The sequence below is a fragment of the Streptomyces cinnamoneus genome, assembly GCF_002939475.1.
GTDB classification, from domain to species: Bacteria; Actinomycetota; Actinomycetes; order Streptomycetales; family Streptomycetaceae; genus Streptomyces; species Streptomyces cinnamoneus_A.
The window spans coordinates 2,945,737-2,960,087 of record NZ_PKFQ01000001.1; the positions used below are offsets into that span (position 1 = coordinate 2,945,737).

Below are 14,351 nucleotides of genomic sequence, written 5' to 3' on the forward strand. Positions count from 1 at the left end.
GACGAGGCCCCCGCCGGGTGACCGGCGGGGGCCTCGTCTCATCCGTGGACCGGACGTCAGTGGGCCATCACGGGGACGGCCTCCTCGGCGCCCGCGCCGTCACCGGAGGCGACGGCGGCGCCGCCCTGGTGACCGGCGGTGATGAAGGAGACCGCGATGCCCGCGGCCACGACCAGGATGCCGACGGCCCACCACACGGCGGTGGAGTAGCCGTGCACCAGCGACTGGAAGGTCAGCAGCTTCGGGTCCGCGGCACCGGCCGCGTGCGACTTCAGGTAGTCGGTGGTGGCGCTGGCGGCGATGGTGTTGAGCAGCGCGGTGCCGATGGCGCCGCCGACCTGCTGCGAGGTGTTGACCATCGCGGAGGCGACACCGGCGTCCCGGGGCTGGACGCCGTGCGTGGCCAGGCTCATGGCGGGCATGAAGGCCGTACCCATGCCGAGGCCCATCAGCATCAGACCCGGCAGGACGACCGTGGTGTACGAGGTGTCCAGGTCGATCTGGGTGAGCAGCGTCATGCCGGCGGCCGCGAGCAGGAAGCCCGGGCCCATCAGCCAGCGCGCCGGGACGCGGGTCATCAGGCGGGCGCCGATCTGCGTGGAACCGGCGATCATGGTGGCGATCATCGGCAGGAACGCGAGACCGGTCTTGACCGGCGAGTAGCCCCGGACGACCTGGAGGTAGAAGGTCAGGAAGAGGAACAGGCCGAACATGGCGATGGCCGCGAGGCCCAGGGAGACGTAGACGCCACCGCGGTTGCGGTCGGTGAGCACGCGCAGCGGCAGCAGCGGCGCCTTGACCTTCCGCTCGACCAGCACGAAGGCGAACAGCAGCACCGCCGAGGCGGCGAACATGGCGAGGGTGCTGCCGGCCGTCCAGCCGGCGGACTCGGCGCGGGTGAAGCCGTAGACGAGCGAGACCAGGCCCAGGGTGGCCAGGACGACACCGGGGATGTCGAGCTTCGAGGGGTTGCGGCTGCCCTCGGGCTCGTGGATCACGGCGATCGCGCCGGCCGCGGCGACGACGGCGAAGGGGATGTTCACGAAGAACGTCCAGCGCCAGTTGAGGTACTCGGTGAACAGGCCGCCGAGGATGAGGCCCACACCGCCGCCGGCACCGGCGATGGCGCCGAAGATGCCGAACGCCTTGGCGCGCTCCTTCGCCTCGGTGAACAGCACGGCGAGCAGCGACAGCGCCGCCGGCGCGAGCAGCGCGCCGAAGACGCCCTGGAGGGCACGGGCGCCCAGCAGCATCCCGGTGTTGACCGCGGCGCCGCCGAGGGCGGAGGCGGCGGCGAAGCCGATCAGACCGACGACGAAGGCGCGCTTGCGGCCCCACAGGTCGGAGATGCGGCCACCGAACAGCAGCAGCCCGCCGAAGGCGAGGGCGTAGGCGGTAATGACCCACTGCTTGTTGCCGTCCGAGATGCCGAGGTCGGTCTGGGCGGAGGGCAGCGCGATGTTCACGATGGTCGCGTCGAGCACGACCATCAGCTGGGCCAGGGCGATGAATATCAGCGCTTTCCAGCGCCGGGGATCGGGTGAGGTGGTGAGGTCTGGCATGGGTGGGCCTACCTAGGGCTTCGAAGCGGTCAGGACGAGCCGACCGCGACGGGCCGGTGGGGCCGCACGATCAGGCTGGGCTGCGCGCTCGTCGTACCAACTCCCTCGCGGGAGCCGTTCTTGACCGCGCATCAGTACTACGGGTGGGACAAGTCGGTGGTGCGGGAGGCGGCTTGGGCCGCCTTCTGCCGCAGGTCGTCGAGGGTCACGGGCGTTCCGGGCAGACGCGACCGGGCGGGGGCAGCCAACCCGTCCAGGAACAGCTGGAGGTGCCGGTGCACGAACTGGTCGAAGTCGATGCAGCCACTGTCCGGCAGGGGCCTGGTGAGTTGGGTGATGGCGACCATCAGGTCACCGATGGCGATGTCGTCCCGCAGCTGTCCGGCGGCGCGGGCGTCGGCCAGCAGCGCCTCGATGGCCACCTCGGTCCGCTCGCGCGCGACGACGTGGTCGGGGTGGTCACGGTCGACGCCACTGTCCGCGAGCAGCGAGCACAGTGCCCCGATGCGCTCGTCCGCGGCGGCATGGACGAAACGCCTCAGCGCCTGGAAAGCATCGGATTCCTCGGATCGTGCGGTCTCGGCCTGGTCCGCGATGCGGCCCATGACAAAGAGGGTGACATGGTGGATCAACTCACGGCGGTCCGCGAAGTGCCGGTACAGCGTGGCATTGCCGACCCCCGCGCGTCGAGCGATTTCATCGAGCGAGGATTCGACCCCGTGTTCGACGAGCACCTCCCGGGCGGCCGTGACGATCCGCTCGCGGTTGCGCAGCGCGTCGGCGCGAAGGCGGGGCTGCGAGGCTGTGGCCACGACGAACACTCCTGGTCAAAGACGATCATGGACGCGGAAGGACGGAGTCCGGAACCGGGGAGAAGTTCCCCGGTTACTCAGGACAACTCTTCAAACGGGGAGAACGTCCCCGGATATTTCACGCCACCTTGTGAGCCGCGCCACACCTCCGAACGGGCGTCCGCGACCCCCGTCCGCCACGTCCGGAGCGCGGACGTCCGGTTTCCGTCGGAAGGTGATCGACGAGGCGATCACCCGGAGCGCCCGAGACGGAGGTGACCGGTGCCGGTGACCGTGACCAGGCCCCTGACCGTCGCCGTCGTGGCGGCGACCCTCCTCGCGCTCGCCCCGCCGGCCGCGTCACGGGCCGGGACCGCCCACGCCGCGGCCGCCCGGGCCACGACCACCGGCCGCCCGTCCGGCCCCTGCGCGCTGCGCACCCGCACGCGCGGCGTCTCCGAGGGCAGCCGCACCCCGCGCGGCTTCGCCCCGTCGAGCGGGACCGTGCGGGCCGTCACCTTCTTCGTCGACTTCCCCGACGCGCGGGCCCGCCTCAGCCCGCGCCAGCGGTACGCCGAGTTCTTCCCCGCGGTCGCCGACTACTACCGGACGAGCTCCTACGGGCGGCTCGACTACCGCTCCACACCCGTCCTGCGCTGGATCCACATGGCGCGCCCGTACCGCTCGTACGGCATCACGCGCGGCACCGCCTTCGACCCCCACCGCGACGACGGCTACCACGCGATCACCCGGGAGATCCTCGCGGCGACCGGGCGGAGCGTGGACTTCCGGCACTACGACCTCATCAACGTGCTGGCCGCCCCGAACGCCGGCCCGCCGGCCACCCGGGACGTCCGCTCGGTGACGTTCGCCGGCGCCCCGACGGGCCTGAGGACCCACGACGGAGCGCACGTGAAGAACGTGACGTTCATCTGGAGCCGCCAGACGGGCGACAGCCCCTACCGCGTCCTCACCCACGAGAACGCCCACAGCTTCGGCCTTCCCGACCTCTACTACGCCGCCGGCGGCGGCGGGACGCGGGCACCGGTCGGCCACTGGGACCCCATGGCCGAGGACTGGGGCCCCTCGAACGACTTCCTGGCCTGGCACAAGTGGAAGCTCGGCTGGCTGGCCCCCGCCCAGGTCCACTGCCTGACCCGGCCCGGCACCCGCACCGTCGTCCTCTCCCCCACCTCGGAGCGCGGCGGCCCCAAACTGGCCGTCGTCCCCCTCTCCCGCACCCACGCCCTCACCCTGGAGGCCCGCGCCCCCGGCCGCCTGGACCACGCGGTCTGCCGGCCAGGCGTCCTGATCACGACGGTGGCCACCCACCTGCCGTCGGGCGCGGGCCCCGTGCGCGCCGCCGACGCCACCCCCGGCAGCCCGGGCTGCTACACCCACGACCCCAACGTCAGCGCCCCCCTGTCCGACGCCCCCTACCGCGCCGGCCAGCACTACCGGGTGGCGGGAGTGACGGTCACCGTGCTGGGCCAGGACGCCCGGGGGAACTGGCACGTGACCGTCACCCGCCGCGCGGCCGGCGCGCCGGGGTTGTCCCACCTGCCGGCGTAGGGCGGACGGGGGCGCCGAATCCCTCTTCCTGGGCGGTGACTTCCCGCCCGGGCGCCGGGACGGGACCTCACGGAGGGGGAGCGCTTCCCCCCGGCGCCCGCCGGCCCGGAGCCGAGCACCCCCCAGCGCCCGCGCCCCGCCATCCGCTAACCTGTCCTCGACCGCTCTCTACGGCGGTCGAGGAGCCCGCCGGTCCCGACGAAGATCCACCAAGGTCTTCAGCGGGGAAGCAGCGAGCCCCGCCTCCGTAGCTCAGGGGATAGAGCACCGCTCTCCTAAAGCGGGTGTCGGCAGTTCGAATCTGCCCGGGGGCACAACGCCTGACCAGGCACGACGCGCGAAGGGCCCTGAGGACGGAAGTCCGCGGGGCCCTTCGCGCTTCCACGCGGCGACGGGGCGGGCCCCGCCCCGCTCAGCCCGCCTTCACCTCTTCGAACGGCCCCTCATGCGGCCCGTGTCGCCTGACGGGAGCGGGGGCGCACAGCCCTGACGTGGACCGGGCGGCCGGTGCGGCCGCCGTGGTCGCCCCGGTCGCCGCCGGTGCCGGTGCGGCCGGTGTTCGGGGGCACCGCCTGCGACGCCGCCCTCGCCTCCGTCGCGTACGTGTCGACGTACTCCTGCTCCGAGAGCTTCAGAATCGCGTACATGATCTCGTCCGTGACGGCCCTGAGCACCGCCCGGTGGTCCTCCATGCCCGCGTAGCGGGAGAAGTCCAGCGGCTCCCCGAACCGGATCGTGATCGGGACCAGGCGCGGCAGCCGCCGGCCCGTGGGCTGGGCCTCGAACGTGCCGATCATCGCGCAGGGGATCACGGGGGCGCCCGAGCGCAGCGCCATCTCCGCCACGCCGACCTTGCCCTTGTACAGCCGGCCGTCGTGCGAGCGCGTCCCCTCCGGGTAGATGCCGAGCAGGTCGCCGCGCTCCAGCACCCCGAGGGCGGTGTCGACGGCCGCCTGCGCCGCCTGCCGGCCCGAGCGGTCCACCGGTATCCCGCCGATGCCCCGGAAGAACGCCGCGACGAGCCTGCCCTTGAGACCGCGCCCGGTGAAGTACTCCATCTTCGCCAGGAACGTGATCCGGCGTTTGACCATGACCGGCATCATGAAGTGGTCGGAGAACGACAGGTGGTTCCCCGCGATGATCGCCGCACCGCTGCCCGGCAGGTGCTCCGCCCCCTCGACTCGCGGCCGGAACAGCCACTTCAACAGCGGTACCAACACCACGGACTTGAAGAGGAAATAGAACATCCAGTGAGCCCCTTGACCCGAGTGACCCCCCGCGCCGACGCACGGTAGTCGGCGCGGAGGATCAACGGGAGAGCGTCAATTGAGCCACTTGCGGTGAGCCGGAGCCGGGGAGCCGCTCACGGTGCGCCGGCCCCCGGTGGCCCGACGGCCCGGAGCCCCGCTGGCCGTCAGAAGTTCCAGTAGTGGTCGGCCCACGTGCCGCAGGGCCACTGGATGACCTTCTCGCCCTGCGTGGTGCTCGCGCCGGGGACGGCGAGGCACTGCTTGCTGTTCCAGTTCACGAGCCGCTTGCCCTTGTCCGTGTACTCGATGCCCCAGTAGTGGTCGGCCCACTTGTCGCACGGCCACTGGATGACCTGGGTGCCGGCGGTGGTGCTGGCGCCCGGGACCGCCAGGCACTGCTGGCTGTTGAGGTTGCGGATGTGGTAGTAGCTCATGCCGCCGCTGGAGAAGGCGTACTCGAACTGCCAGTAGTGGTCACGCCAGCCGCCGCAGCCCCACTGGATGAGCCCGACGCCGTTCTGCGTGCTGGCGCCCGGCACCGCGAGGCAGTGGGCGCTGTTGGCGTTGCGGATCCAGCCGTAGCTGTCGGCCCCGTTCTGCGCGCGTCTGTCCTGCTTCGCGCCGTCCTGCGGGGTGGTGGCGGAGGCCGAGGTCACGCCCGAGGTGAGGAGCAGCGCCGCGGCGGCCGCCAGGATTCCGGGCAGACGGAAGTGCGACTTCATGTGTCCCCTTTGTCTTCGTCGATGAACGGAATGCACATGGACGGAAGTACGTGGACCAGGAGCCGTACGAACCGGCGCCCCGAGGACCGGGGCGCGAGCCAGGCGCAGGCTACCGGCGGGGCGCGGCGAACGGCAGACGCGCGGCGCCCGGCCGGGCAGGTTGGCGCGAAGGCGCCGCCTGCCGGGCCGGGCGCACCCGGAGCGCGGGCCCCCTCAGGCCCACTCCGCCTCGCGCCGCAGTTCGCTGTCCTCCACCTCGCCCGTGTTCAGGGCGCCCTCCGGGTCGAGCAGGACGACGTCGCAGCCCTCGGGGGTCACCGGGCGGTGTTCGACGCCCCGGGGGACGACGAACATCTCGCCGGGGCCCAGGCGCACGCTCTCGCGGTCGCGCAGCTCTATCGTCAGCTCGCCGCGCAGGACGAGGAACATCTCGTCGCCCTCGGCGTGGCTGTGCCAGACGAACTCGCCCTTGAACTTGGAGACCTTCAGTTCGAGGCCGTTGACCTCCATGACGGTCCTGGGCGACCAGTGGTCCTCGATGCCGGCGAGCTTCTCCGACAGGTTGACCGGGGTGTCGGGACGGGCCATGACGTTCGTTTCTCCTCAGGTCCTCGGGTGCGCGGGTCAGGCGGGTGCTCGGGGCACGGGGGTGACCGGGCCAGGCGGGTGACCGGGTCAGCGGGCGACAACGGTCGCCAGGTGCTTGGACACCACACCCACCACATCCGCCTCATTGATACGCAGGAAGTGATGCCCGCCCGGGTAGACCCGAACCTCGCAGTCGGCGGTGGTCAGCTCCTGCCAGAGGCTGAGGTCCGCCGTGGGGCAGGTGTGGTCGCTGTCGCCGCCGCAGGCCGTGACGGGTGCCTGGATGCGGGGCAGCGACTCCCGGTCGGGCCGGTAGGCGTCCAGCAGGCGCAGATCGGCCCGGAGCGGCGGGAGGATCAGCGGCAGCAGCTGGACGTGGTCGTAGACCTCCGCGTCGGGGCCGCCCAGCGCCCGCATGGAGGCGACCAGCTCCTCGTCCGGCAACAGGTGGCGCTTCTCCCCGTGCACGTGGTGGGGGGCCGTCCTGGCGGAGACGAAGACGCGGGTGACCACGACCGCGTGGTCCCGCTCCAGCCGCCGCGCCACCTCGTAGGCCAGGCCCGAGCCCATGCTGTGGCCGAAGAACGTCAGCGGCAGGTCGAGGTGGGGGGCGAGTTCCTCCGCCACCCGGTCGGCCGTCTCCGCCATGTCCTCGATGCACGGCTCGGCCATGCGTTCCTGGCGGCCGGGGTACTGCACGACGAGCGTCTCGACTCCCGGCGGCAGCCGGGCCGGCCAGCCCTGGAAGGTGGCGGCCGTCCCGCCGGCGTGGGGGAAGCACACCAGCCGGGCGAGGGCGTCGGGGCCCTGTGCGGGGTGGCGCCGGAGCCACGGTTTCGATCCCATGGTGGGGGTTTCCTTTCGTCAGCCGCCGTCGCTAGGAGGCCGCGCGCCGCTGTTCCGTCAGGGTCGCGCCGAGCCGTGCGACGCCCGTCGCGATGACGTCCTCCGGGCCGCTGAGGCTGAGCCGGACGCAGCGGGTGCCGTGGTCCGCGAGGAAGGGCGTGGTGAGCGGGCCCACGAAGAAGTGGCGGCCCGGCACGATGAAGACGTTCTTGCTCTTGAGGGCGCGGTAGGCCACGAGGTCGTCGAACCAGTCGTGGTCGATCCACAGCCAGCAGAACATGCCGCCGTCGCTGCGGTGCAGCCGCCAGTCGACGGACTCCGGCAGGTGCTCGCGCAGCAGCTCTTCGGCGAGGCGCCGCTTGGCCCGGTAGTAGGGCTTGATCACCTTGGCGGTCAGGACGTCGATGCCGCCGCTGTCCAGCGCGCGGGCCGCGGCGTTCTGCATGAGCTGCGGGGCGTGCAGGGCGGCGTTGGCGGTGAAGGACACCATGGCGTCGATCGCGTCGGCGGGGCCGATGGCGAAGCCGATGCGCTCGCCGGGCATCCCCGCCTTGGAGAAGGTGAAGCAGTTGACGACGTTGGGGTGCAGCACCGGCGTGAGCGGGGTGTCCACGACACCGGGGAACGGCTGCCCGTAGGCGTGGTCGACGATGAGCGGGATGTCGCGCTCGGCGGCGATCGCGACGAGCCCGTCCAGCTCGGCGGCGTCGAGGCTGCGGCCTGTGGGGTTGCTCGGGCTCGACAGCAGCATCGCGCCGCCCGTCGCCGTCGCCCGGCGCACCGCCGCGAGGTCCACGCCGTAGCGGAACTGCCGGCCGTCGCCCACGGTCCCGTCCTCCACGGTCACCACGGGCTCCACGCCGACGATGCCGCGCTCGGCGATGCTCAGGCCCTGGTAGCCGGTGTAGTCGGGCACGCAGGGCAGCACCAGCTTCCGTTCCCCCCGGTCCGTCGGCCCGGTGTAGGCGTTGACGGCCATGAAGGCGAGCATCTGGCTGCCGGGGCCGACGAGGACGTTCTCGGGGCCGATCCCCCACCCGTACGCGGCGTTGAAGTAGCGGACGATGGCGCCGACGAGCGCGTTCGTGCCGCGCGAGGGGCCGTACTGGCCGCCGGCGCCGAAGAAGTCGTCCCGCACGCTCTCCTCGGCGAGGCGCCGCCAGGTGTCGACGACCTCGGGGATCATCGCCGGGTTGCCGGGGCTGAGGTTGAACCACGGGCCGTCCGACGGCTCGCCGACCGCGGCGGCGATGTCGTCCATGATGCTGCGGATGCCGGACAGGCGGGACATGCTCGTCCCCCAGGTGGAAAGCTGCATGGGCGGATTTCCCCGATCTCGGTGGGAGGGTCGCGGGCGGGACGTGCGGCGGGCGGGGCCCGTGGCGCCGGGCGACGGCTCGCGTCGTCCGGCGCCACGGGATCTCCCGGAGATCGTCAGGCGACCTTCTGGAGCGAGGCGACGTGCGCGGAGATCGCCGAGACCGTCGCCTTGCGGAACAGCTCGTCCATCGGCACGTCGACGCCCAGCTCGTCGCTCAGCGCCTGCTGGATCCTCGTCATGATCAGCGAGTGGCCGCCCAGCTCGAAGAAGTCGTCGTCGTCGGAGAAGTCGTCCAGCTTGAGCTCACGGCTCCAGATGCCGTGAATCTGCTCTGTGATCACCTTGCGGTCCTTTCTGGCTCTGTCGGTTCGGATCGTGCGGCCCGCGGCGCTGCGGGCCTTCGCCCAAGGCGCCTCAGCGGGCGTCGTCACGCACGGCGGAACTTCTCGCCGTGGTTGTTCTCCGTACGGATCCGGTGGTGGTCGAACTTGTTCTCGCCGGACACCAGGACGCTGCCGTACTCGGACAGGTCGAAGGTGGCCCCGTGCGCGGTGAAGGAGTCCTGGTCCGGGTAGACCCGCACGTGCGTCGGCACGTAGCGGCCGGCGATCGCGAAGCGGGTCTCGCGCTCGGTGAGGTTGGGCGTGGAGCCGTGCACGCACGAGGCCGTGAAGATGACGGCCTCGCCCGGCTGCATCTCCAGCTCGACGACGTCCTCGGGCCGCGGCTCCCAGTCGGGGTCCACCGCGAAGTCCGAGAAGTCGTAGCCGAAGAAGCCGGTGTTCGCGTGCTGGACGTCGAAGTCGTCGCGGCCGGTCTGCGTCGCCTTGTGCTCGTCGAAGATCCACTCACGCTGCGAGCCGCGGACGAACTTCATGCAGGCGCGGTCCTTCGTGGCCGGCGTGAAGCAGGTCCACACGGTGATGTCGATGTACGCGTTCCACTCCGACGCGGTCGGCAGCAGCTGCGGCTTGCCGTTGGCGTAGCTGTAGTCGCGCACCTGGTGCCACTCGGTGGCCTTCGCGCCCGGGAACTTGGGGAACCACTCCGTGCGCCAGCACAGGACGTCCGGGCCCAGGATCGCGTTGAGGTACTTGACGATGGTCGGGTGGGTGATGTGCCGCGTCAGCTCCGGGATGTCGAAGTGGCGGTCGTAGTTGACGCTGTTCTTGTACAGCGCCTTGTCGGTGATGTGGTTGTTGATCCGGATCTCCCGGATCAGCTCGGCTGCCTCCTCGGGCTCGTACAGCTTGATCGGGCCGATGAAGCCGTCGCGGCCGAACTGCTCGATGTCGCTCTTGATGTCGTCGGGGACGACCGCGTTGGCGGAGATCTGGGCGGCCGGAGTGGGTCGCTCGCTTGTGGTCACGCTGGGTTCACTCCTCGGTTCGGGTCAGTGGGAGGTCACTGGGAGGTGGCGGGGTGGTCGACGGACGCTGCCAGCGCCTTGCGGTCGACCTTTCCGTTGGGGTTCAGGGGGAAGGCCGTCAGCTCGACGACCTCCTGCGGCACCATGTTCCGCGGCAGCGAACCGAGCAGTTCGGCGCGGAGCGCGCGGGGGTCGAGGGGTGCGGCGGCGGGGATGACGAAGGCCACCAGGCGGGCCTCACCGGCCCCGTCCGGCGGGGCGAGGACCACGACGTCCTCCACCCGGGGGTTGGCGCGCACACCGTGCTCGACGTCGCCGAGGTCGATGCGCATGCCGCGGATCTTCACCTGGGCGTCGACCCGCCCGACGACGACCAGGTCGCCGGACGCGGTGGCGTGACCGCGGTCGCCGGTCCGGTACAGCCGTACGCGCTCACCGCCGGTGTCGGCCGTCATGAAGCGCTCCATGTCGGCGGGTGAGGCGCCGAGGTACCCCGCGCCGACGCTGGTGCCGGAGATGCAGATCTCCCCGGTCTCGCCGTCGGGCACCTCGGTGAGGACGCCGTCGCGCTCCTCCATCAGGCGGATCGCGGTGTTGTAGACGGGCCGGCCCACGGGGGTGGCGCCCGCCCGGTAGCGGGGGTAGTCGTGGAGCGGGTACGAGGAGGCCACGTCCGTGCACTCGGCGACCCCGTACTGGTGCAGCAGGGTGCAGGCGTTGCCCTCCTGGGTGGCCCACTCCTCGACGCGCGGGGTCGACAGGGGCTCGCCGCCGATGAAGACGTAGTCGACACCGGCCAGGGCCGCGCACCTGGGGCCCCCTTCGGTGCCGGCCGCCTTCGCCGCCCTGGCCGCCTGGGCCATGTCCCGCTCGATCAACAGGTAGAGCGTGCTGGGCGCGCAGTGCAGGGTGGCGACGCCGCGCTCGGCGATGACCCGGTATGCCATGTTCACGTCGAAGCTGCGACTGGGCAGCAGGTGCAGCGGAGCTCCGGTGAACAGCGGTGCCATCAGGCCGCGTTGGCTGATGTCGAAGCCGAAGGAGCTGACGCTCAGGCTGCTGGAGCGCTCGTCCAGCCCGTATTCCAGGGCGAGCCAGTTGAGGAGGTTGTACCAGCCCTCGTGGCGGACCGCGACGGCCTTGGGCGTCCCGGTGGAGCCCGAGGTGAACACCGCGTAGCACAGGTCGTCGCCGGTGGTGTCGGTCTGCGGGTCGACGGCGGGCAGGAGCGCCAGGCGGGGCGCGAGGGCCTCGATGTCGAGCACCTTGGTGTGGGCGTGCCCGATGAGGCTCTCGGTGGCGGGGGCGACCACGGTGTACTCGAGCTGGTCGAGGTTCGACAGCATCAGGTCGAGGCGCTCTTGCGGGTACGTCGGGTCGAGGGGGGCGTACGCGGCACCGGACTTGAGGACGCCCAGGATGGCGACCATCAGCTCGGGGGTGCGGTCCAGGCACACGCCGACGACCGAGCCGCGGCCGATGTCGAGCGAGAGCAGGTGGTGGGCGAACCGGTTGGCCCGCGTATTGAGTTCGGCGTAGCTGATCTGCTCGTCCCCGCAGGTCAGGGCGGTGCCGAGCGGGTTCCTATGGGCGTGGGCCTCGAAGACGCGGTGCACGACCGTGTCGTCGGGAAGCGGCGCACGCAGACCGTGCAGAGTCATTCAGAGGGTCCTCTCCGGCACCAGCACCGGCGGCAGGGGCCAGGCCAGCGTGGGGCGAAAGTTCTCGACGAGTACGCTTTCGTCGAATTCCATGAGGTAGCGGTAGAAGGGCCGGGCCGAGCGGAACGAGCGCGACGCCAGCTCGGAGACCCGCAGCAGCAGCGGGGGCGGCGGCCCGCCGGCCGGCGCGCCCGCGGGGACCGGGGCGAACCCGAGGCGCTCCAGCGCGGGCACGGCGCGGCAGTCGGCGGCGTCCACCACGACGTGGCTCATGTCGTTGAGGACGCTCCACTGCAGACAGGCCTTGACCATGCCGCCGACCACGCCGAACGGCAGCTCGGGCCAGGTGCCGCCTTGGCAGGCGTGCCGCAGGACGAGGCGCCGGAACTGCACGAGGCGCCGGTTCTTGCGCAGGGCCCCGGTCAGCACGTCCCGCGCGTCGACGGGCAGGCCCAGCGGCGAGTCCACCACCAGCTCGGCGGCGGCGACCACGTCACCGTCGATGACGGTGAGCATGTGCACCGCGTGCGGTACGAACACGTCGTCCCGGTCGTCCTGCCCGGCCAGGGGGTGTCCGAGCAGGTCCTTCCGCGTCGTCGCCCGCATGCGGGCGATGCTGTGGAAGTCGAGCGCGCTGCGCGCCGTGTACACGAAGCAGTCGCGCTCTACGTCTTTCGGCGTCTCAACGAATGCGAAGTCCATCTCGCCTGTCCATCTCCGCCTGGGGAAGGGAACTGCCTCGGAGCGTGTGCCGCCGGTGTGCGGGGGCGGGGTGTCTAGCGGGCGAGCCCCCGGTTGACCGCCGAGAGGACGGAGGCGACCAGCGCCGCGTCGGCGGAGGGGTCGATCCCCGCCCCGTGGACGGTGGTTCCGGCGACGATGACCTCCGCGTAGGCGGCGGTGCGCTCGCCGTGGGCGTCGGCCACGGCGTGGTGCGAGACGGCGGTCAGCCGCACGTCGGGGCCCAGGCCGGCCAGGGCCGCGGCGAAGGCGTCGGCGGCGCCGGCGCCCCGGCCCTCGACGGCCGTCTCGCGGCCGTCCTCCCGGACGACCGAGGCCCGGATCCAGGTCGTGTCCACGCCCTCGGTCTCCGTCCGGAACTCCTTGAGCAGCAGGACCGGTGCGGGCTGCTCCAGGTATTCGCGGCTGAAGACGGCCCACAGGTCGCGCGAGGTCAGCTCGACGCCTTCCGCGTCGGCCACCCGCTGCACGGTGCGCGCCAGCTCGACGCGCAGTCCGCGCGGCACGTCCAGGCCGTGGACGCTCTTGAGGATGTGCGCGATGCCGCCCTTGCCGGACTGGCTGTTGACCCGCACCACCGACTCGTACGTCCGGCCGACGTCCTTGGGGTCGATCGGCAGGTAGGGCACGTCCCAGGGGACCTCCCGCGGCGCCGTGCCGGCCGCCTTCGCCTGCGCTTCGACGGCCGCCAGGCCCTTGGCGATGGCGTCCTGGTGGGTGCCGGAGAACGCGGTGTACACCAGGTCGCCCGCGTAGGGGTGGCGGGTGTGCACCGGGATCTGGTTGCAGTGCTCGACGGTGGTGCGGATCTCGTCGATGTCGGAGAAGTCGAGCTGGGGGTCGACGCCCTGGCTGAAGAGGTTCATCGCCATGGTCGCGAGGCACACGTTGCCGGTCCGCTCGCCGTTGCCGAAGAGCGTGCCCTCGACGCGGTCGGCGCCTGCCATCAGGGCGAGTTCGGCGGAGGCCACGGCGGTGCCGCGGTCGTTGTGCGGGTGGACCGACAGGATGACCGACTCGCGGTTGTCGAGGTTGCGGTGCATCCACTCGACCTGGTCGGCGAAGACGTTGGGGGTGTCCGTCTCGACCGTGGTCGGCAGGTTGAGCGTCACCGGCCGGTCGGGGGAGGCGTCCCAGACGGCGGCCACGGTGTTGGAGAGGCCGAGGGCGAACTCCGGCTCCGTGACGTTGAAGGTCTCCGGCGAGTACTCGAACCGCAGCCGCGAGCCCTTGGCCGCGTCCGCGAGCCGTGCCACCCGCTCGGCGGAGGCGACGGCCATCCGCTCGACCTCCTCGGGCGTCATCGAGAAGACGACCTCCCGCCACAGGCAGGCCGTGGCGTGGCAGAGGTGGACCACCGCCTGGTCCGCGCCCTCGACGGCCTCGAAGGTGCGGTCGATCAGCTCGGGGCGGGCGGGGGTGAAGACCGAGATGGTGACGTCGTCGGGGATGCGGTCCCGGGTGATCAGTTCGCGGACGAACGAGAAGTCCGCGTCGCTGGCCGAGGGGTAGCCGACCTCGATCTCCTTGAAGCCCATCCGGACCAGGAGGTCGAACATGCGGCCCTTGCGGCCGGAGTCCATGGGGTTGGCCAGGGACTGGTTGCCGTCCCGCAGGTCGACCGAGGCCCACAGGGGTGCGCGGTCGAGCTGCCGGGCGGGCCACAGGCGCTCGGCGGGTGCCTCCGGCAGCCTGGGCCCGGTACGGACGTAGCGGTGGACGGGCATCGAGGACGCCCGCTGGGTGTTCCACCACGGCTGGCCGGGACGGGACGGGCCCACGGGTGGGCGCAGCCGGGATTCAGCGGGCGGGAACGGGGGTGTCTGGGGCATTCCTGCCTCCCTGGTCGTCGGGCGTGATGCCCGCCGTCGGGCGACTCACGGGATCAGTGGGTGACAGGACGAACGTAGGAAGCGGCGTCCTCGGAA

The 14,351-nt window shown here is 71.7% G+C and carries 13 protein-coding genes and 1 tRNA gene; 2 read left to right on the top strand and 12 right to left on the bottom strand.

The window, feature by feature from the left end:
• Positions 1-56: 56 nt before the first annotated feature.
• Both CYQ11_RS12620 and CYQ11_RS12625 read right to left on the bottom strand, forming a co-directional pair.
• On the bottom strand, positions 57-1,562 hold the full coding sequence (locus CYQ11_RS12620) for an MFS transporter (protein ID WP_099199534.1): 1,506 nt from the start codon (positions 1,560-1,562) through the stop codon (positions 57-59).
• 137 nt (positions 1,563-1,699) lie between these two features.
• A complete protein-coding gene (locus CYQ11_RS12625; protein ID WP_240003422.1) occupies positions 1,700-2,374 on the bottom strand; it encodes a TetR/AcrR family transcriptional regulator in 675 nt (224 codons plus the stop codon).
• A gap of 267 nt (positions 2,375-2,641) precedes the next feature.
• Here CYQ11_RS12625 and CYQ11_RS12630 point away from each other — a divergent pair, with 267 nt between their 5' ends.
• Both CYQ11_RS12630 and CYQ11_RS12635 read left to right on the top strand, forming a co-directional pair.
• A complete protein-coding gene (locus tag CYQ11_RS12630; RefSeq protein WP_240003421.1) occupies positions 2,642-3,925 on the top strand; it encodes a M6 family metalloprotease domain-containing protein in 1,284 nt (427 codons plus the stop codon).
• Positions 3,926-4,166: 241 nt separating this feature from the next.
• A tRNA-Arg gene (locus CYQ11_RS12635) sits at positions 4,167-4,239 on the top strand.
• A 129-nt stretch (positions 4,240-4,368) separates the two neighbouring features.
• Here CYQ11_RS12635 and CYQ11_RS12640 read toward each other — a convergent pair.
• From CYQ11_RS12640 to CYQ11_RS12685, 10 genes are all read right to left on the bottom strand, one after another.
• Entirely contained in the window at positions 4,369-5,172 is an 804-nt protein-coding gene (locus tag CYQ11_RS12640) for a lysophospholipid acyltransferase family protein (protein ID WP_099199532.1), read from the bottom strand.
• A 167-nt stretch (positions 5,173-5,339) separates the two neighbouring features.
• Positions 5,340-5,897, bottom strand: a complete 558-nt coding sequence (locus CYQ11_RS12645) for an RICIN domain-containing protein (RefSeq protein ID WP_099199531.1) — start codon at positions 5,895-5,897, stop codon at positions 5,340-5,342.
• A 213-nt stretch (positions 5,898-6,110) separates the two neighbouring features.
• Positions 6,111-6,485, bottom strand: coding sequence for a cupin domain-containing protein (locus CYQ11_RS12650; RefSeq protein ID WP_099199530.1), 375 nt, complete (start codon positions 6,483-6,485; stop codon positions 6,111-6,113).
• An 87-nt stretch (positions 6,486-6,572) separates the two neighbouring features.
• A complete protein-coding gene (locus tag CYQ11_RS12655) occupies positions 6,573-7,331 on the bottom strand; it encodes a thioesterase II family protein (RefSeq protein WP_099199529.1) in 759 nt (252 codons plus the stop codon).
• 31 nt (positions 7,332-7,362) lie between these two features.
• On the bottom strand, positions 7,363-8,649 hold the full coding sequence (locus tag CYQ11_RS12660) for an aminotransferase class I/II-fold pyridoxal phosphate-dependent enzyme (RefSeq protein WP_099199528.1): 1,287 nt from the start codon (positions 8,647-8,649) through the stop codon (positions 7,363-7,365).
• A gap of 116 nt (positions 8,650-8,765) precedes the next feature.
• Positions 8,766-8,993: an acyl carrier protein gene (locus CYQ11_RS12665; protein ID WP_099199527.1), complete on the bottom strand. Its 228-nt coding sequence runs from the start codon at positions 8,991-8,993 to the stop codon at positions 8,766-8,768.
• Between the two features lie 86 nt (positions 8,994-9,079).
• Entirely contained in the window at positions 9,080-10,021 is a 942-nt protein-coding gene (locus CYQ11_RS12670) for a chlorinating enzyme (protein WP_205041808.1), read from the bottom strand.
• A 35-nt stretch (positions 10,022-10,056) separates the two neighbouring features.
• Positions 10,057-11,682 (bottom strand): amino acid adenylation domain-containing protein, encoded by a 1,626-nt coding sequence (locus CYQ11_RS12675; protein ID WP_099199526.1) that lies wholly within the window; start codon positions 11,680-11,682, stop codon positions 10,057-10,059.
• Positions 11,683-12,384, bottom strand: coding sequence for a hypothetical protein (locus CYQ11_RS12680; protein ID WP_099199525.1), 702 nt, complete (start codon positions 12,382-12,384; stop codon positions 11,683-11,685).
• A gap of 74 nt (positions 12,385-12,458) precedes the next feature.
• On the bottom strand, positions 12,459-14,255 hold the full coding sequence (locus CYQ11_RS12685; RefSeq protein ID WP_099199524.1) for a 2-isopropylmalate synthase: 1,797 nt from the start codon (positions 14,253-14,255) through the stop codon (positions 12,459-12,461).
• Positions 14,256-14,351 lie beyond the last annotated feature (96 nt).

Excerpts from the sequence above, each read along its gene's own strand:
- CYQ11_RS12620 (WP_099199534.1), bottom strand. The coding sequence starts at position 1,562 with ATGCCAGACCTCACCACCTCACCCGATCCCCGGCGCTGGAAAGCGCTG.
- CYQ11_RS12640 (WP_099199532.1), bottom strand. The coding sequence starts at position 5,172 with ATGTTCTATTTCCTCTTCAAGTCCGTGGTGTTGGTACCGCTGTTGAAG.
- CYQ11_RS12645 (WP_099199531.1), bottom strand. The coding sequence starts at position 5,897 with ATGAAGTCGCACTTCCGTCTGCCCGGAATCCTGGCGGCCGCCGCGGCG.
- CYQ11_RS12650 (WP_099199530.1), bottom strand. The coding sequence starts at position 6,485 with ATGGCCCGTCCCGACACCCCGGTCAACCTGTCGGAGAAGCTCGCCGGC.
- CYQ11_RS12655 (WP_099199529.1), bottom strand. The coding sequence starts at position 7,331 with ATGGGATCGAAACCGTGGCTCCGGCGCCACCCCGCACAGGGCCCCGAC.
- CYQ11_RS12660 (WP_099199528.1), bottom strand. The coding sequence starts at position 8,649 with ATGCAGCTTTCCACCTGGGGGACGAGCATGTCCCGCCTGTCCGGCATC.
- CYQ11_RS12675 (WP_099199526.1), bottom strand. The coding sequence starts at position 11,682 with ATGACTCTGCACGGTCTGCGTGCGCCGCTTCCCGACGACACGGTCGTG.
- CYQ11_RS12680 (WP_099199525.1), bottom strand. The coding sequence starts at position 12,384 with ATGGACTTCGCATTCGTTGAGACGCCGAAAGACGTAGAGCGCGACTGC.
- CYQ11_RS12685 (WP_099199524.1), bottom strand. The coding sequence starts at position 14,255 with ATGCCCCAGACACCCCCGTTCCCGCCCGCTGAATCCCGGCTGCGCCCA.